This is a genomic window from Nonomuraea sp. NPDC049624, from assembly GCF_040675255.1.
In the GTDB taxonomy this organism is placed as follows: domain Bacteria; phylum Actinomycetota; class Actinomycetes; order Streptosporangiales; family Streptosporangiaceae; genus Nonomuraea.
On the sequence record NZ_JBFAOR010000006.1, the window covers coordinates 664350 to 682035 of the forward strand.

The following is a 17686-nucleotide window of genomic DNA, read 5'->3' on the forward strand; positions in this document are numbered from 1 at the left end:
CCCCTATCGGGGGACGACGATCGCCGTGGCCAGCAGCCCGGGGGCGGCCGTCCAGCGGCCCGCGAACTCCGCCAGGGGCGCGTCCGGCGGCAGCAGCCTGGCGCGGAAGCGGCCGTCGAGGGAGAAGGCGAGGGAGCCGTCGTGGAAGCCCAGCCACTCGCCGGTCAGCGGGAACCACGCCTTGTAGACCGACTCCTTGGCGCTGAACAGCAGCCGGTCCCAGCAGGTGCCGGGGCGCAGGTCGCGCAGCTCGCGGACCATCGCGGCCTCCTCCGGCCGGGCGACCATGCGGAAGACGCCTTCGGGGAGCGGTTCGTGGGGTTCGGCGTCGATGCCGATGCTGCGCACGTCGCCGGCGTCGGCCACGGCCGCGGCGCGGAACCCGGCGCAGTGCGTCATGCTGCCCACCGCGCCCGCCGGCCAGCGCGGCGCGCCGCGCCGGCCGGGGACGATGGGCGCGGGCGGGATGCCGAGGGCCGCCAGCGCCTCGCGGGCGCAGTGGCGGACGGTGGCGAACTCGCGCCGGCGTTTGGCGACCGCCTTCCTGACGGCGTGCCGCTCCTCGGGGAAGAGCCGCACGCCGGGCGGGTCGCCGTACGCGGTGGAGACGGCGACGTTGTCCGGGACGATCGTCTCGATCATCGGGGGTCCCTCCTCCTGGGCCGACGGGTGCCCCTCCGTCTACCCACAGGCCGCCGTCGTCACCGCTCCCCGGCGAGCGGTTCGAGGACGAGGACGGGGATCCGGCGCTCGGTCCTGGCCTGGTAGTCGGCGTAGTCGGGGTAGGCCGCCACCGCCCGGCGCCACCAGACGTCCTTCTCCTCCCCCGACACCTCGCGCGCCCGGTAGACGCCGGTCGCGGTGCCGTCCTGGAGCTCGACGACGGGCTCGGCGAGCACACTGGCGTACCACTGGGGGTTGACCGGCGCGCCGCCCAGGGACGCGACGGCCGCGTAGCGTCCCTCGTGCTCGACCCGCATGACCGGCGTCCTGCGCAGTTTGCCGGTCTTCGCGCCCCGGTAGGTCATCAGCACGACGGGCCGGTCCTTGATCGTGACGCCGTCGGTCGTGCCGGTGCGCATGATCTGCTCGACGTGCTCGCGGACCCAGTCCGACGCGCTGGGCTCGTACTCGCCGGTCGGCCCCTGCCCGGCCCGCCGCGCCGACTCCGCCGGGCCGTGCCGCCGGCCGGGGCGCTTGTCCACGTTGTCGGTGAGGGTGTTGATCAGGGCGGGCAGCCCGGCCACCGTCTCGGCCGGCAGGCCGGCCACGGTCTCCTCGGCCAGGTCGCACCAGAGCCGCTTCACCTGCTCGGCCAGCGCGCGGCCGCTGTCGGTGAGCTCGACCACGCTGGCCCGTTTGTCGGACGGCGCCGGCGTGCGGCGGATGTGGCCGGACGCCTCCAGCTTGCGGCTCATGAGCGTCACGCTGGGCGGCTCGCACCCGAGTGCCTCGCTGAGCTGCGCCTGGATCCTCGGCCCGGTGCGCGCGAGTTCGAGCAGCAGCGCCTCCTGCCCGGGATGCAGGCCCAGGGGGGCCAGCAGGGCGGCGGCCCTGGCGCGGTGGCGCAGGCTCAGCAGGCGGATCGCCTGGTTGACGGCGTCGGCTTGGGCGAAGTCCATGATCGCTCCTTGACGGAAATTAGTTATCTGCATAATAGTTATCCGCGTAACCAAATCCTACACGGCCGGGGCTCGGTCCGCACGAGCCTGGATCGTCCTGACGCGGCGCACGCACGCCGGCGTCCACGGCGGCCGAGAACGGAAGAACTCATGACGAGCATCGGCGCCGCCACCCGGCGGGCCACCCCACGAACCATCCCGTCCTGGCTGATCCTGGCGCTGGCCTGCGCCGGCCAGTTCATGGTCATCCTGGACGCCTCCATCGTGAACGTCGCCCTCCCCGCGATCCGCGCGGAGCTCGGCTTCACCCCCACCGGGCTCTCCTGGGTGGTGAACGGCTACCTGCTCGCCTTCGCCGGCTTCATGCTGCTGGGCGGCCGGGCCGCCGACCTGTTCGGCCCGCGCCGGACGCTGGTCGCCGGGCTGGTGCTGTTCTCCGCCGCCAGCCTGGCCGCCGGCCTGGCCACCGCGGCGGAGGTCCTGGTCGCGGCGCGCGTGGCACAGGGCGCCGGAGCCGCCCTGATGGCCCCCGCCACGCTGGCCGTGATCAACACGTCCTTCACCGAGCCCGGCCCGCGTGCCAGGGCGTTCGGCGCCTGGTCGGCAGCGGGCGGCGTCGGCGGGATGATCGGCGCGGTGGCCGGCGGCGCCATCACCACCGGCCTGTCGTGGCGCTGGGTCTTCCTGATCAACGTGCCGGTCGGCGCGCTGCTGATCGCCGTGGCCCTCGCGGCGCTGGTCACCGTGCGCGGCGCGCGGCGTGAGCCGCTCGACCTGGCCGGCGCGGTCACCGGCACCGCCGGCCTGGCGGCGCTGGTCTACGGGGTCATGCAGAGCGCCGACCACGCCTGGTCGTCCGGACGGGTGCTCGTGCCCGTGCTCGCCGGCCTGCTGCTGCTCGCCGTCTTCGTCGTGGTCGAGGCGCGCTTCGCCGGGCGGCCCATGCTGCCCCTGCGGCTGCTCCGGATCCGGGGGGTGGCCGTCGGGAACGGCATGCTGCTGCTGTTCGGCGGGATCACCATCGCGATGTGGTACTTCACGTCGTTGTTCCTGCAGAACGTCCTGGGCTTCAGCGCGCTGTCGGCGGGGCTCGGGCAGACGCCGGCGGCGGTGACGTTCATGCTGGTCGCCCGGGGAACCGCGGCCCTGCTGCCGCGGGCCGGGGCGCGTGCGCTGGTGCTCGGCGGGGGCGCGCTCTTCGTGGCCGGGTTCGGCTGGCTGTCCCTGGCGCAGGCCGGCAGCGGCTATCTCGCCGGCGTCCTCGGGCCCACACTGCTCGTCGCGGCCGGCATCGGGCTCACCTTCCCCACCCTGATGGCCGCGGCGACCGCCGAGGCGCCCGAAGGCGCGGCGGGCGTCGTCGGGGGCCTGGCCAACACCACCAGCCAGGTGGGCTCGTCGATCGGCCTGGCGGTGCTCGCGACGGCCGCCGGCGCCGCCGGTTCTCCCGAAGCCCTCGCCGACGGCTACGGCCTGGTCTTCCTCATCGCGGCCGGGCTCGGCCTGGCCCTCGCGGCGGGCGGCTTCCTGCTGCCGCGCCGCGCCTGACCCAACCCCCTTCCAGCAAGGAGTCCTTCATGTCCATCGCCTTCGAACCGATCGCCGTGGGCGGCACGAAACTGGCCAACCGGGTCGTCATGGCCCCGATGACCCGCAGCCGCGCCCGCGGCGGGCTGGTGACGAGCCTGACGGCGCAGTACTACGCCCAGCGCGCCTCCGCCGGGCTGATCGTCACGGAGGGCGTCCAGCCGTCGGTGATCGGCCAGGGCTACCCCTTCACGCCCGGCCTGCACAGCGCCGCGCAGGTCGCCGCCTGGCGCGAGGTCACCGGCGCGGTGCACGCCGCGGGCGGGAAGATCTTCGCCCAGCTCCTGCACACCGGCCGGATCGGCCATCCGGTGCTGCTGCCCGAGGGGGCGGTCCCGGTCGCGCCGTCGCCGGTGGCCGCGCGCGGGCAGCTGTTCACCCCCGACGGCGTCAAGGAGTTCGTCACCCCGCGCGAGCTGACGGAGCCCGAGATCGAGCGGACCGTCGCCGACTTCGCGAACGCCGCCCGCAACGCCGTCGAGGCCGGTTTCGACGGCGTGGAGCTGCACGGCGCCAACGGCTACCTGATCCACCAGTTCCTCGCCCCCGGCAGCAACCGGCGCACCGACGGCTGGGGCGGCTCGGCGGCCGGGCGCGCCCGGTTCGCCGTGGCGGTCGTCTCCGCCGTGGCCGGCGCGATCGGCGGCGACCGCACCGCGTTGCGGATCTCCCCCGGGAGGCCGGACAACGACATGCACGAGCCCGACCCGCGGCCGGTCTACGAGGAGCTGCTGGGCCGGACGTCCGGGCTGGGGCTGGCGTACCTGCACGTCATGGAGGCCGCCGACCGGGAGCTGACGCGCGCCCTGCGGCGGCTCTTCCCCGGCCCGCTCGTCCTGAACCCGCACACCGGCGACCGCCCGACCGGCCCGGAGGACCTCGCGCTGATCGAGGACGGCACCGCGGACCTGATCGCCTTCGGCCGGCTCTTCCTCGCCAACCCCGATCTGCCCCGACGGCTGGCGACCGGCGCGCCGCTCAACGCCCCGGACCCGGCCACCTTCTACGGCGGCGACGCCGCGGGCTACACCGACTACCCGGCCCTGCCCGCCTGACCGGACGGTCGCGGGCGCGGCCCCGATCAGGCGACCACCTTTTCGATCTTCGAGGATGCGGCCGGCCGGAATTTCGGCCGGCCGCTAAAGCGGCCTCCTGGCGGAGCAGCCCGTCGGAGGCGCTGTCAAGGAAGGCCCGCGCCCCTCACCTCGGCTGCGATTGGCCGGGACCCGCGCGAACAGGACGCCACCAGCCCCGATGCGCGCCTCCACCCGCCGGAGTCACCGAAACGTGATCGGCGCTCTTTTCCCCTGCATTCTTCGTCCCGTGCGCGATTCAGTGGAAAACAATTCCCCGGCGAATTCAGCGCGGGCGGATCGCCGGAAATTCGCCGCCTTCCGCCCGCTATTCGAAGAGATCGGGAAAAGCGCATTGTCTGATTGATCGCGTCCCGGAATTCAGCGAACGGGGCCGTGGAATCCTCATGGAACGATCCATATGCGAGAGGCCGCCGGAGATGCCGGCATCGTCGGATGACGCGAGAGGCGGAATCCATGAGCGAGCCCGCGATCCGTCCCAACGAGACGACGGTTCCGGTCCTGCCCTGCCCTTCCCCCGAGCAGACCCTGGAGTTCTTCGAGGCGCTCGGGTTCACCGTCACCCACCGGCAGACCCGGCCCTACGTCTATCTGGCGATGCGCTGGAGCGGATTCGACCTGCATTTCGGCCACGCGCCGAAGGACTTCGACCCCGCCCGGGAGGCGACCGGGGCGTGCCTGGTCCTGGTCGACGCCGTGGCGTTCACGCTGACGGACCCGTCCGGGAACTCGATCATGTTCATCCAGCGGGACGAGCCGGCCGAGCTGGAGTACGGCGGCTCCAAGAAGCTGACGGGCCTGGCCGCGGCGCTCGGCGAGCCCGCCGAGCCGTGGCTGGCCGAGCTGCGCGGCACCGAGCTCACCCTCGAGGACAGGCGGCGCGTCGAGTCCGAGCTCGGCCACCTCCCTGACCTGCGCGAATGGCTCGGCCCGAGCTGACGGCGGGCAGACCGGCGGCGAACGGCCGGGCCGCGGCGGGCGTCAGGAGGTGGGGGTGTTGTGCATGATCTTGACCATCCGCACCTTGCCGTTGGGCTCCGGGGTGATGCTGTCCACCGTGCGCGCGGTCACCTCGAAGTCCGTGGCGACGGCGGCCACGGCGTCGCGGACCCGCCCCGCCAGGTCGGCGGGCGCCGACGGCGAGGGCACCAGCAGGATCTCCACCGCGCCCGGCCGGTACTGGAGCACCTGCACGCCGCGCACGCCCGCCGTCGGCATCACGACCGGGTTGGTGAGGAAGTTGGCGTGCACGGTACGCCCGTCGGCGGCCACGACGCGGTCCTCGGTCCGTCCCTGGATCCGGCGGATGATCGGGGTGTGGAAGGCGCGGCACGGGCAGTCGTCCGGCTCGATGAGCACGCGGTCGCCCAGCCGGTAGCGGATCAGCGGCATCGCCTCGGCGTGCAGCCGGGTCACCAGGACCTCGCCCTCGCCGTCGGCCAGCGACACGCTGCCGTCGTCGTGCAGCACCTCCACCACCACGTCGGCCGAGCGCAGGTGCATCGCGCCCTCGGGGCAGGTGCGGCCGATCGTGTACGCCTCCACCGAGGCGTACACCTCGTGGCCGCGCGCCCCGAAGTAGCTCAGCACGTGCTCGCGGGCCTCGGGGGTGAGCGTCTCGCCGGCGAAGATGACGGTGTGCACGCCACGGTAGGCGATCTTCCTGCGGCGCAGCTCGTCCACGAGGGTGACGATGCAGCCGGGGAAGCCCCACAGGAACGTCGGCCGTCCGCGCAGGAACGCCTCGACCTGCTCGTCCAGGCTCCGGCTGGTGTTGACGTGGACCGTACGGGCCAGGCCGAGCCGCTGCAGCCGGTGCGGCCGGAACCCGCCCACCCGGAAGTAGCCGATCCGGTCCCAGGGGCGCAGGCCCGAGGCCAGCAGGTCCTGGAGGTAGGTGGCGCGCAGGTAGCCGAGGTCGCCCTCGGAGTAGAAGGGGCGGATGGGCACGCCGGACGACCCGCTGGTGGGCGCCTCGCGGGTGTTGTCGGGGGTGAACCCGGTGGCCATCAGCTCGGCGGGCGGCAGGTCCCGCAGCGTCGTCCGGTTCAGCATCGGCAGCGCGGCCAGGTCGGCGGCGGTGGACAGCGCCGCCACGGCGTCGGCCGGGAACACGCGGCGGTAGTACGGCACGTTGGCGTGCGCGTGGCGGACGAGCCCCGTCAGCAGCCGGTCCTGCACGACCTGGAGCCGGGCCGGGTCCATGCGGTCCCGCGAGCGAGCCAGGTACAGGTTCCGCAGCACCGGCACCACCGGGATCGTGCTGGGCAAGCCCTTCATGAGGTCTCCTTCTTCAGCGTGGCCAGCATGACGCCGCCCTTGACCACCTCGCCCGCGCAGTACGCCAGCAGCGCGCCGAACGCCGCCGCGGCGGGCACCAGGAACCAGCCGGCGGCGGCGACCACCGCGAACTGCAGGCACGCGGCCACCGCGGCCAGCCGCCGTCCCCGGTCGTCGGTGTTCTCCACCAGCAGGAACGCGGGCAGCACGGCCACCGTCAGCGCCGCCTCGGCCAGCAGCGCCGCGCCGGTCGCCGCCATGCCCCGCTGACCGCCCGCCAGCACCACCCCGAGCACGACCACCGCCAGGGCGCCGGCCGGCACGGCGGGCGCGAGGATGCGCCGCGCCATCCGGCGGGCGCCGGCCTCGCCCGTGCCCTCGATCCAGACCGCCACCCGCGGCTGGAGGATGCGCAGCAGGTACGACACGCCCATCACGACCACCGACAGCGCCACCGACCACACGTAGAAGACGCTGGTCTGCTGCGCGTCGTCCAGGTGCGCGAAGTACGCGAACGTCACCGAGGTGGCCGCGACGGCGGTCACCTCGCCGACGCTGAGCAGCGCCGCCGCGCGTACGGCCGGCCGGTAGGAGCCCTTGTCCGCCCTGCCGGCGCGCCCGCGGATCAGCCCGGCCGCCAGCACGGCGTTCAGCACGGCCAGCACGCCGACGTGCAGGGCCAGCAGCGCGTTGGCCCGCATCCCGGTCAGGGCCACCAGCCCCACGCCGGACGCCTGCGCGACGGCGAGCGTCAGGTAGGCGAACACGTCGGCCTGCGCCCGCCCGCGCAGCCGGTTCAGCGCCGCCATCACCGCGCAGCAGCCCAGCCCGCAGGCGTAGGCGGCGGCGGCCGCGTACCGGGCGGGCGCGCCGCCGGGGTCGGCCGCCGCCAGGGCCAGCCACACGGGCACGGCCACCGCGAACGGCGTGGCCGCCAGCAGCATGAACAGCGGCCGCAGCGTCTGGCCGCCGCGCCGCGGCACCAGCGCGAGCGCGGCCTTCTCGATGCCGCTGGACGTCAGCGCCAGCAGCCAGCCGGACACGCCGTTGGCGGTGGCGTACAGGGCGAACTCCTCGGCGCCCCAGAGGCCGAGCAGCACCAGGTTGGCGGTCCACAGGGCGGCGCGGAACGCGCCGCGCCCGGCGAACAGGGCCGCCGTCACCGCCACGAGGCGTGGCGGCGGCCTGCGGCGCAGGCTCACGGTCACGGGCCGGCCTGTGCCGACTCGACGAACCTGCCCTTGCCGCCGGGGGTGAGCGTGACCCGTTCGGCCTGCTCGAAGCGCACCTCTACCGGGCCGCCCACCTGCTTGGCCAGCCCGTCCCGGTAGGCCGCGGCCACCTCGTCGAAGTCCCGGCCCGCCTCGGGGACCAGGTGCACGGTGACGTTGCCCTCGGCGTCCTGGCGGACCATGCTCTCGGCCACGCCCGGTGTCCACATGGCCAGCGACAGGAACGTGGCCGTGTAGACGCGGTGGCCGCCGGGGAAGGTGATGTAGTCGTCGGACCGGCCGCCGGTCACCCGCATGCGCATGAACCGGTTGCCGCAGCCGCACTCCCCCGGCACGATCATGCCGCGGTCGCCCAGGCGGTAGCGGATCAGCGGCATCGCCCGTTCCCTGAAGTGGGTCACCACGACCGCGCCGTCCTGGCCGTCGGGCACGGGCCCGCCGTCGTCGTCCACGATCTCCAGACGGACGCGGTCCTCGTCCACGTGCATCGCGCCCCGGTCGCACTGGGTGGAGACGGTCAGCACCTCGTAGGCCGAGTACTCGTCGAACACCGGGACGCCGAAGCCGTTCTGCAGCAGCTCGCGCACCTCGTCGGTGAGCAGTTCGGAGTCGGTCATGACCATGCGCAGCGTGCGCCGCAGCCGGGCCACCTCGGCGGGTGAGGCGGCGCGCAGCAGCCCGCGCAGCACCACCGGGTAGCCCATGATCAGGTGCGGGCGCACCTTCAGCACGTCGGCCAGGATCTTCGCGTCGCCCTGCCCGGCGCCGATGACCGTGCGCGGGAACAGGCCGAGCCGCTGGAACCAGCGCAGCGGGCGGGGGAACGGCTTGATGTGCGCGATCCGCCACCACGGCCGGTAACCCGACAGCAGGAAGCGGCGGAAGATGGTCGCGCCGTGGTAGCCGTAGGCGGCCACGTCGTGCCGCACCTCCAGGACGCGGCCCGTGGTCCCGCTCGTCCGGTCCAGCCGGTAGTCCTTGGTGCTCAGGCCGGGCGTGTGGAAGCGGGACAGATCGCCGTCCAGCACGGTGGCCTTGTCCAGGATCGGCAGCTTCGCCAGGTCGGCCAGGCTGTGCAGGGGCACGTCGTAGCGCGGGTCGGCGTAGTGCGGCACGTGCGCGCGGGCGAAGGCCAGCAGGTCGCGCAGGCCGTCGAGGGTGAGCCGGTCGGTCTCGGCGCGCGGGCGGCGGATGGCGCGGAAGGCGTCCACGACGTGCCGCACCTCCCGCACGGCGACGCCCAGTCCATGGCTCACAGGCCGTCCCCGATCTCGAAGCGGAGCAGCCCGGCGGCCTCGGCCAGCACGCCGGCCAGGGCGTCCCGGCCGGAGGCGGCGGCGGTCAGGTAGCCGAGCTTGGCGCCCGCCCGCGTATAGCGCTCCACGTGGTCGCCGGGGGCGGCGGCCAGCACCAGGTCGACGACGCCGGGCAGCGCCCTGACCTGCTCCTCGCCGTCCACCCGGACCAGCTTCCCGTCGCGTTCCGCGTTGAGCACGCGGACCGCGCCGTACCGGGTCGCCGCCGGGGTCAGGGACGGCGTCTCGCCCATGGCCGACAACACGTACTGCTCGACCACGTCCACGCCGTGGACCAGGCCCAGCAGCTCGGCCAGGCCGTTGCCGCCCAGGCGGGCGCCCATCTCGACGAGCACGACCTCGCCCGTCCCGGTGACCAGCACGTCGGCGCTGAGCGGCCCTTCGCGCAGCCCGGTCTCTGCGCAGATCGCGTCGAGCATCGGGCGCACGGCGTCGGTGACGTGGCCGGGGCCCGGCATGGTGTGCTGGACGGTGATGAACAGCGGCGGCGGGGTCAGCTCGCGTTCGGCCAGGCCGATCAGCGCCACCTTGCCGCCGATCACGAACGCCTCGGCCGTGTAGTGGGCGCCCTCCAGGAACTCCTCGGCCACGACGCGGCCGGACAGCGACCACTCCCTGGCCAGCCGCACGGCCTCGGGCAGCTCGTCCGGCGCGCGGCACAGCGACACGCCGCGGCTGCCGGAGGAGTCCACCGGCTTGACCATGAGCGGGAAGCCCAGGTCAGGGGCGTCGCGCAGCACCTCCTCGGCGGTGCCGCTCACGTGGCGGGGGCCGGGCAGGCCGAGCCGGGCGCACATCGCGCGGAACCAGCCCTTGTCGACCGAGCCGCGCACCGCGCCCTCCGACAGCCCGCACGGCAGGCCCAGCCGGGCGGCCAGGGCGAGCTGCGAGGGCAGGTTGACGTCGCTGGCCGGGGAGACCACGCCGGCCAGGTCGTCGCGCTCGGCCAGGGCCCGCGCGACCCGCGGCACGTCGCGGGTGCTGAGGTCGAGGAACTCGTCGGCGTGCGCGACGCCGGGGGCGTCGGCCCGCATGTCCACGCAGATCGTGCGCACGCCGAGGCGGGCCGCGGCGCGGATGGTGCTGATGGCGCCGTCCGCGCCGCCGAGGACCGCGATGGTGCGGCGGGCGCCGGTCACGTGAGCCTCCCGGCGAGCAGGTCAGCGGAATCGACCGGCACGTTGGCCTCCCGTACGAGGAACAGCGGCGGACGGGCCTGACCGCGAGAGATGTGCAGAAGCGTGCGGGCCATCATGGCCAGCCCGAACAGGGCGGCGGCCAGCGCCAGCCCGAACAGCAGCGCGCTGCCGGTGATCCCGGCCAGCAGCGCCACGGGCAGGCCGATCAGGCCCGCCCACACCGCGGCCGAGATGGGCCGCGAGGAGAAGCCGAAGAACAGGTCCAGCGAGTGCCTGGCCAGCCCGCGCACGGTCACCTTGGACGAGCCGTGCACCCGCGGCCGGTGCGCGGTCGGCACGGTCGTCCAGGCGCGCGTCAGGCGCGGCAGCGTGGCCAGGAAGTACGGCGTGCCGAGCCGCAGGTCCACGATCCGGCGCGCGATCTCCGTGCGGACCAGGCGGAACGTCGTGGCGCGCGGCGGGATCTCGATGCCCAGCAGCCGCCGCGCCAGCCAGTCGTGCACGATCGACGCGGTCCGCCGCGGCCAGGGGTCCTTGCGGTCCACCCGGATGCCGAACACCGCGTCGTACCCGTCGGCCGCCCGCTCGATCAGGCGCTTGGCCTCGGTGGGCGGGAACTGCAGGTCGGCGTCCAGGTGCAGCACCCAGGGGTTCCGGGCGTACCGATAACCGGCCGAGAAGGCGGCCTCCACACCGAAATTCTTGGACAACGATATGAAAGACACACGATTGTCACTCTCGGCGATCGTGCGAATGCGCGCGAGCGTGTCGTCGGTACTGCCGTCGTCGACGAAGAGTATTTCGAGTTCGGCCTGGTCACCGAGCGCGTCAGCGATTTCGCGATAGGTGTCAGGGATGTTGTCGGCCTCGTTCAGGCACGGAACGACCACGGTGAGTGCCAGGCCGTCCGGCGGAACCGGAAGCGGATGCTCATTCATGGAACGGTCTTCACCACGTGTATCAACCCCGGTTCACCCTGTGACAGGGCCCGGGCATTCCCACCCGGCTACGACCCCGGTTGCGGAATATATCCATACGCGTCAGACAAAAGCTAGGTATTGATTTCTTTCCGGACGGTTTGTTAGGAAGATCTCCGACGCGGGGCCGCTGGGTCATGCGCATTGTCAGGGGGCATTCATGTATGTGCTCGGCATCAGCCAGGTCCACGACTCGGCGGCGGCCCTGGTGGCCGACGGGAAGATCGTGGCCTTCGCCGAGGAGGAGCGGTTCACCAGGGTCAAGCACGACGGCCGGTTTCCCGCGCAGGCCGTGCGCTACTGCCTGGAGGAGGCCGGCATCACGCTGGCCGACGTCGACCACGTCGCCTACTACTGGCAGGCGCCCCGCGAGACGTTGCACGCGCTCGGCCACTTCGCCCGGCACCTGCCCCACACGCTGGCCGTCTTCCGCAACGACGCCGGCGACTACGGCGACAAGGCCAGCGGCCTGCTGGAGACGCTGTCCGACCAGAAGGGCCAGGCCCACCCGGACGACTACAACGTCGGCGGCGCGCTGCTGCTGCACCTGCGGCGCGGGTTCACGCTGGAGAAGATCCTGCGCGAGTCGCAGAACTTCCGGGGCCGGACGAAGTTCAAGGTCCACCTGATGGACCACCACCGCGCCCACGCCGCCAGCGCCTTCTTCATCTCGCCGTACCAGGAGTCGGCGATCATCACCTGGGACGGCATCGGCAGCGACGGCACCTCCACCTACCTCGGGCTGGGCAAGGGCGGCCGGATCCACGACATCCGCCGCGTCAAGTTCCCGCACTCGCTGGGCGCCATGTACGCCGGCGTCACCGGCTACCTCGGCTTCAACCCCACCCGGGACGAGGGCAAGGTCATGGGCCTGGCCGCGTACGGCACCGACCGCTACGTGGACGACTTCGCCGACCTGGTCCGCCTGGGCCCCGACGGCCACTTCGAGCTGGACCTGAGCTGGTTCCGGCACCACGCCACCGGCAAGCACCAGATGTCGGCCAAGTTCCTGGAGCGCTTCGGCCCGGCCAGGCCGCGCGAGCGCGCCGTTCCCAACCAGCACTACGCTGACGTCGCGTACGCGCTGCAGGCCACGCTGGAGCGCACCGGCCTGCACGTGGCGCGCTGGCTGCAGGCCAAGACCGGGCAGACCCGCCTGGTCACCGCCGGCGGCGTCGCGCTGAACAGCGTCATGAACGGCCGCATCCTGCTGGAGACGCCGTTCGAGGACTTCTTCGCCCAGCCCGCCGCCGCCGACGACGGCTCGGCCCTGGGCGCGGCGCTGCTGCTGGGCGTGGAGAAGTACGGCATGCGCCGCCCGCGCGACGAGGAGTACATCTTCCTCGGCCCGCAGTTCGGCGAGGAGGAGATGGAGCGGGCGCTCCAGGACGCCGGCCTCGACTACCGGCGCACCGACGACATCAACGACACGACGGCGCGGGCGCTGGCCGACGGCAAGATCGTCGGCTGGTTCCAGGGCCGCATGGAGTGCGGGCCGCGCGCGCTCGGCAACCGCTCGATCCTGGCCGACCCGCGCCGCGCCGACGCCAAGGACCGGCTGAACGAGAAGGTCAAGCACCGCGAGCCGTTCCGCCCCTTCGCGCCCTCCTGCCTGGCCGAGCACGCCGGCGAGTACTTCGCCAGCGGCTACCCCTCGCCCGTCATGCTGCTCGTGTTCGACGTGCTGGAGCACCAGCGGGACAAGGTGCCGGCGATCACTCACGAGGACGGCACCGCCCGCGTCCAGACGGTCTCGGCGGCCGACAACCCGCGCTACCACGCGATGATCTCCCGCTTCGCGGAGCTGACCGGCGTGCCCATGGTGGTCAACACCTCGTTCAACGACAACGAGGAGCCCATCGTCTGCACCCCCGAGGACGCCGTGCGCTGCTACCTCAAGACCGACATGGACGCCCTGGCCCTGGGACCGTTCTTCACCGAGAAGGACGTTCGTTGAGGCGTTGGTTGTGGCTGGCGCCCGCCGTTCTGGGCGCCGCGGCGGCCACCCTGATCATGGTGATCCTGCCGCCCGACCGCACTCTGGACAACCCGCTCGAAGCGCTGTGGAAGGTCAGCCCGCTGGTGTTCGCGGTGCTGGCCGTGGCCGGGTTCCCCCGGCGGCCGGGGCTGGGCATGGCGCTGATGTGCGCGCTGGTCGTCGGCTACATGGGCGTGCTCGACACGGTCAACGTGCTGCACATCTTCTCCTACGCCGAGTCCGCCGACCAGAAGGCCGCCTTCCCCGAGCTCTACCAGTTCATGCTCTTCATGAACTCCTTCACCGTGCTGGCCGTGCTGTTCGCCTACCGGCTGGGCGGGGCGCGCTCCGACCGCGTGCTGAAGGTCGGGCTCGCCAGCGTCCTGGTCGTGATCTCCGGGCTGAACGACCTGTCGATGTGGCTGCTCGGCGACTGGCCGCAGGGCCGGCCCGGCACGCTGACGTGGGCCTCGCACATCGCGGTGTTCGTCGGCGGGCCGCCGAGCGTCGCCGTGGCAGTGATCTTCCTTCTCGTCCACCTCGTCCTGGCCGGGGTCGTGCTGGCGCTGCCCGTGCGGCGGTGGCTGGACCGGCTCGTCCCCGCAGCCGCATGAACGCCGACTTAGTCGTCGTCGGCTCCGGCCTGTTCGGGCTGACCGTGGCCGAGCGGTGCGCGTCCGAGCTGGGGATGCGCGTGCTGGTGCTGGAGCGCAGGGACCACGTCGGCGGCAACTCCTACAGCGAGCGCGAGCCGCAGACCGGCATCGAGGTCCACCGGTACGGGTCGCACCTGTTCCACACGTCCAACGCGCGCGTGTGGGAGTACGCCCAGAGGTTCACGTCGTTCACGCCGTACGAACACCGGGTCTATTCGGTGCACAAGGGCCAGGTCTACCCGATGCCCATCAACCTGGGCACGATCTGCGCCTTCTTCGGCCGCCACCTCAGCCCGGACGAGGCCCGCGACCTGGTCGCCCGGCAGGCCGCCGAGGTGACCAGCGCCGGCAACCTGGAGGAGAAGGCGATCTCGCTGATCGGCCGGCCGCTGTACGAGGCGTTCATCCGGGGCTACACCGCCAAGCAGTGGCAGACGGCCCCGGCCGAGCTGCCCGCCGAGATCATCGGCCGGCTGCCGGTGCGCTACACCTTCGACGGGCGCTACTTCGACGACCTCTACCAGGGCCTGCCCACCGACGGGTACGCCGCCTGGCTGGAACGCATGGCCGACCATCCCAACATCGAGATCCGGCTCGGCGCCGACTTCTTCGACCTGCGGGAGAGCCTGGCCGGTGCGGTGCCCGTCGTCTACACCGGACCGCTGGACCGCTACTTCGGCCACGCCGAGGGCGAGCTGGGCTGGCGGACGCTCGACTTCGAGACGTACGTGCTGCCCACCGGCGACTTCCAGGGCACGTCGGTGATCAACTACGCCGACGAGGACCTGCCGTGGACGCGCGTCCACGAGTTCCGCCACCTGCATCCCGAACGCACCTGGTACCCGTCCGACGCCACCGTGATCATGCGGGAGTACTCGCGCTTCGCCGGCCGGGCCGACGAGCCGTACTACCCGATCAACACGCCGCAGGACCGTGCCCGGCTGCGCCGGTACCGCGACCTGGCCAAGGGCGAGCGGGACGTCTGGTTCGGCGGGCGCCTGGGCACCTACCAGTACCTCGACATGCACATGGCCATCGCCGCCGCCCTGACCCTGTACGAGAACCGCCTGCGCCCCCGCTTCGCCGCCCACGTCCCCGAGTAGGCCGTCCCCAGGCTCAGGCGGACCAGCGGCCGGACGGTAGGGCTGGACGGTTCGGCTGGACGGTTGTGCCGGACCGGGAGGGCGGGCCACACTTCTGGCATGCAGGTAATCGTGCGCCTCGACGGCGAGACGCCGACCGCCCCCGCCCTCTCCTCCCTGGAGCGCCAGCTCCGCGGCGACAGCGCCTTCCGGGGCATGGAGATCCGGCCGCTGCCCGGCCCGCCCGAGCCCGGGGCGATGAACGGCGCCGCCGACGCCCTCATGCTGGCGGTCTCGGCCGCGTCCGGCGGGCTGGGCGTCTCGATCGTCCAGGCGCTGGCCGGGTGGCTCAGGACGCGGCGCCACAGCTTCACGGTCAAGGTCAGCCATGGCGAGCGCACGCTGGAGTTGAGCGTGGAGGCGGCCAAGGACCCGGCGAAGGTGATGGAGGTGGCCCGGCGGCTGGCCGAGATGCTGGAGCCTCCCGCCCCATGAGCCCCTGGCCCGACCCGGCCCGCTGCCGGGCCGTCCTCGTCGGCACGACGACGTACACCGACCAGGTCATGTGGCCGGCCCTGCCTGCGGTGCGGGCCAACGTCACGGACCTGGCCGAGGTGCTCACCGGCCCCCGCTCGTGGGGCCTGCGGAGCGACCACTGCGCGCAGCTCATCGACCCGGCCAGCTCCGACCACGTCCTCGACCTCATCCACGACGCGGCGACCGAGGCTGCCGACACCGTCTTCATCTACTACTCCGGCCACGGCGAGAAGACCGAGAACGACCTGCTGCTGCCGATCGCCACCACCAGGCCCGACCGGCTACGGATCGGCGGCGTGCGGTTCTCGGTCATCCGGGAGATCATCCGCGAGCGCCGCGCGCCCCGCGCCGTGGTCGTGCTCGACTGCTGCTACAGCGGCATGGCCCACGGGATGAGCGGGCCGGCCCTGCGCGGGCTGATCGACACGACCAGCGCGTACGTCCTGACCTCCTCGGCCAGGGACACCCTGTCGCTCGCGCCACCCGGCGAGCGCCACACCGCCTTCACCGGCGAGCTGCTCAAGATCCTCCAGGACGGCGTCCCCGCCGGACCCGCCGACCTGTCCATCGGTGACGTCACCCGCGCGCTGCGCTACCGGCTGCTCGACCGGCGGCTCCCGCTGCCCGAGTACAGCCAGGCCGGCGCGGCGGACGAGCTGCCCCTCGTGCGGAACAGACGAGAGCCGCCCCGGACGCCGCCCCGGGCCGCCCCCGCCCCGCCGCCGGGGATCCGCCTGGCCGGGGCCGCCCGCCGGACGGGCCGGGCGGTCGGCATCTGCTTCGGCGCGGCCAACTCCTTCGTCACCGTCGTCGAGGGCGGCGAGCCGGTCGTCATCCCCGGCTCCGAGGGCGCGCGGGCCACGCCGTCCGTGGTGACCTTCGCCAAGGACGGCGAGGTCGTCATCGGACAGGCCGCCAAGCGGCAGACCGTCACCAACGCGGAACGGACCGTGCGCTCGATCGTCCTGGAGCTGGGCACCGACTGGTCGACGGCCGTCGACGGCCACCGATACTCCGCGCCCCGGGTCGGCGCGCTCCTGCTGGGCCGGCTGAAGCAGGACGCCGAGGCGTACCTGGGCGAGCGGGTCACCGACGCGGTGATCACCGTCCCGGCCTACTTCGACGACGCCCGGCGCCAGGCCGTCACCGAGGCCGGCACGCTGGCCGGGCTCAACGTGCTGCGCCTGATCAACGAGCCGACCGCGGCGGCGCTGGCGTACGGGTTCGACGCGGCGGAGAACCGCTCGATCCTGGTCTTCGACCTCGGCGGCCGCACCTATGACGTGTCCGTGCTGCACATCGGGGACGGCTACGTCGAGGTGCTGGCCACCCACGGTGACACCCGGCTCGGCGGCGACGACTGGGACCAGCGGATCGTGGACGAGCTGGCCAGACGGTTCAGGGAGACCCACGGCGTCGACCCGACCGGCGACAGGACGGCGCTCCAGCGGCTGCATGAGGCCGCGGAGCGGGTGAAGGTCGAGCTGACCGGCGCGCAGCAGGCGCACGTCAACCTGCCCTACCTCACCTCGGGCCGGCAGGGCCCGCTCCACCTGGACACGACGCTGACCCGGCGGGAGTTCCAGAGCCTGACCGCCGACCTGCTCGCCCGGCTGCGGGGGCCGTTCCGGGGCGCCCTCCAGGACTCCGGCCTCAAGGTGACCGACCTCGCGCACGTGGTGCTGGCCGGAGGTGCGAGCCGGATGCCCGCCGTGACGGCGCTGGTCACCGAGCTGTCCGGCGGCGTGCCCCCGCTCATGGGGCTGAGCCCCGAGGAGGTCGCCTCCATCGGCGCGGCGCGGCAGGCGAGCGTGCTCAAGGCCGACCTGACCCCGGTGACCCTCGGCCTGCGGGGCAAGGGCGGTGCGCTGCGGAAGGTCATCGAGCGCGACAGCCCGGTCCCGGTCGAGCGGACGGTCACGTTCACCACGACCGCCGACGACCAGTCGTCCCTGCGGGTCGAGGTCTACGAGGGCGAGCAGGCCACGGCCGCGCTCAACGCGGTGCTGGGGACGTACATGGTGGGCGGCATCCCCGCCGCCCGGCGCGGGGAGCCGCGGATCGAGGTGACGTTCGGCGTGGACGCCGGCCTGACCTTCACCGTCACGGCCCGGGAGGCGGCGACCGGCATCCCCCTCCCGGTGACCCGCCACCCCGGCTGACCGACCGGCCCGCGTCCTCAGGGA

The 17686-nt window shown here is 73.2% G+C and carries 15 protein-coding genes; 8 read left to right on the forward strand and 7 right to left on the reverse strand.

Features of this window, described 5'->3' with window-relative positions:
- Positions 1-3: 3 nt before the first annotated feature.
- Positions 4-642, reverse strand: a complete 639-nt coding sequence (locus AB0J76_RS27660; RefSeq protein WP_352323692.1) for a 4'-phosphopantetheinyl transferase superfamily protein — start codon at positions 640-642, stop codon at positions 4-6.
- 59 nt (positions 643-701) lie between these two features.
- Positions 702-1622 (reverse strand): nitroreductase/quinone reductase family protein, encoded by a 921-nt coding sequence (locus tag AB0J76_RS27665; protein WP_352323693.1) that lies wholly within the window; start codon positions 1620-1622, stop codon positions 702-704.
- A gap of 150 nt (positions 1623-1772) precedes the next feature.
- On the opposite strand from AB0J76_RS27665, the gene AB0J76_RS27670 reads away from it, so the two are divergent.
- The 3 genes from AB0J76_RS27670 to AB0J76_RS27680 all read left to right on the forward strand — a co-directional run bounded on the left by AB0J76_RS27670 (position 1773) and on the right by AB0J76_RS27680 (position 5242).
- A complete protein-coding gene (locus AB0J76_RS27670; RefSeq protein ID WP_352323695.1) occupies positions 1773-3170 on the forward strand; it encodes an MFS transporter in 1398 nt (465 codons plus the stop codon).
- A gap of 29 nt (positions 3171-3199) precedes the next feature.
- Positions 3200-4264, forward strand: coding sequence for an alkene reductase (locus AB0J76_RS27675; protein ID WP_352323696.1), 1065 nt, complete (start codon positions 3200-3202; stop codon positions 4262-4264).
- A 495-nt stretch (positions 4265-4759) separates the two neighbouring features.
- Complete coding sequence (locus AB0J76_RS27680; RefSeq protein ID WP_352323697.1) at positions 4760-5242, forward strand: hypothetical protein; 483 nt, start codon at positions 4760-4762, stop codon at positions 5240-5242.
- A gap of 42 nt (positions 5243-5284) precedes the next feature.
- Here AB0J76_RS27680 and AB0J76_RS27685 read toward each other — a convergent pair whose 3' ends face one another.
- The 5 genes from AB0J76_RS27685 to AB0J76_RS27705 are packed head-to-tail and all read right to left on the reverse strand — an operon-like array spanning position 5285 to position 11208.
- Positions 5285-6583 carry a hypothetical protein gene (locus AB0J76_RS27685; protein WP_352323698.1) on the reverse strand — a complete coding sequence of 433 codons (1299 nt, stop codon included), beginning with the start codon at positions 6581-6583 and terminating at the stop codon, positions 5285-5287.
- Complete coding sequence (locus AB0J76_RS27690) at positions 6580-7791, reverse strand: hypothetical protein (protein ID WP_352323699.1); 1212 nt, start codon at positions 7789-7791, stop codon at positions 6580-6582. The genes AB0J76_RS27685 and AB0J76_RS27690 overlap by 4 nt, the downstream gene beginning before the upstream one ends.
- The gene (locus AB0J76_RS27695; protein WP_352323700.1) at positions 7788-9071 is read right to left on the reverse strand and encodes a hypothetical protein; all 1284 of its coding nucleotides are present in this window, start codon (positions 9069-9071) and stop codon (positions 7788-7790) included. Before AB0J76_RS27695 ends, AB0J76_RS27690 begins: the two co-directional genes overlap by 4 nt.
- A complete protein-coding gene (locus tag AB0J76_RS27700; protein ID WP_352323701.1) occupies positions 9068-10270 on the reverse strand; it encodes an ATP-grasp domain-containing protein in 1203 nt (400 codons plus the stop codon). Before AB0J76_RS27700 ends, AB0J76_RS27695 begins: the two co-directional genes overlap by 4 nt.
- Positions 10267-11208, reverse strand: coding sequence for a glycosyltransferase family 2 protein (locus tag AB0J76_RS27705; protein ID WP_352323702.1), 942 nt, complete (start codon positions 11206-11208; stop codon positions 10267-10269). Before AB0J76_RS27705 ends, AB0J76_RS27700 begins: the two co-directional genes overlap by 4 nt.
- A gap of 199 nt (positions 11209-11407) precedes the next feature.
- Here AB0J76_RS27705 and AB0J76_RS27710 point away from each other — a divergent pair, with 199 nt between their 5' ends.
- The 5 genes from AB0J76_RS27710 to AB0J76_RS27730 all read left to right on the forward strand — a co-directional run bounded on the left by AB0J76_RS27710 (position 11408) and on the right by AB0J76_RS27730 (position 17662).
- Positions 11408-13204 (forward strand): carbamoyltransferase C-terminal domain-containing protein, encoded by a 1797-nt coding sequence (locus AB0J76_RS27710; protein WP_352323704.1) that lies wholly within the window; start codon positions 11408-11410, stop codon positions 13202-13204.
- Positions 13201-13839, forward strand: coding sequence for a hypothetical protein (locus AB0J76_RS27715; RefSeq protein WP_352323705.1), 639 nt, complete (start codon positions 13201-13203; stop codon positions 13837-13839). The genes AB0J76_RS27710 and AB0J76_RS27715 overlap by 4 nt, the downstream gene beginning before the upstream one ends.
- Entirely contained in the window at positions 13836-14984 is a 1149-nt protein-coding gene (gene glf, locus AB0J76_RS27720; RefSeq protein ID WP_352323706.1) for a UDP-galactopyranose mutase, read from the forward strand. Before AB0J76_RS27715 ends, glf begins: the two co-directional genes overlap by 4 nt.
- Positions 14985-15083: 99 nt before the next feature.
- The gene (locus tag AB0J76_RS27725) at positions 15084-15458 is read left to right on the forward strand and encodes a hypothetical protein (RefSeq protein WP_352323707.1); all 375 of its coding nucleotides are present in this window, start codon (positions 15084-15086) and stop codon (positions 15456-15458) included.
- Entirely contained in the window at positions 15455-17662 is a 2208-nt protein-coding gene (locus tag AB0J76_RS27730) for an Hsp70 family protein (protein ID WP_352323708.1), read from the forward strand. Before AB0J76_RS27725 ends, AB0J76_RS27730 begins: the two co-directional genes overlap by 4 nt.
- Positions 17663-17686 lie beyond the last annotated feature (24 nt).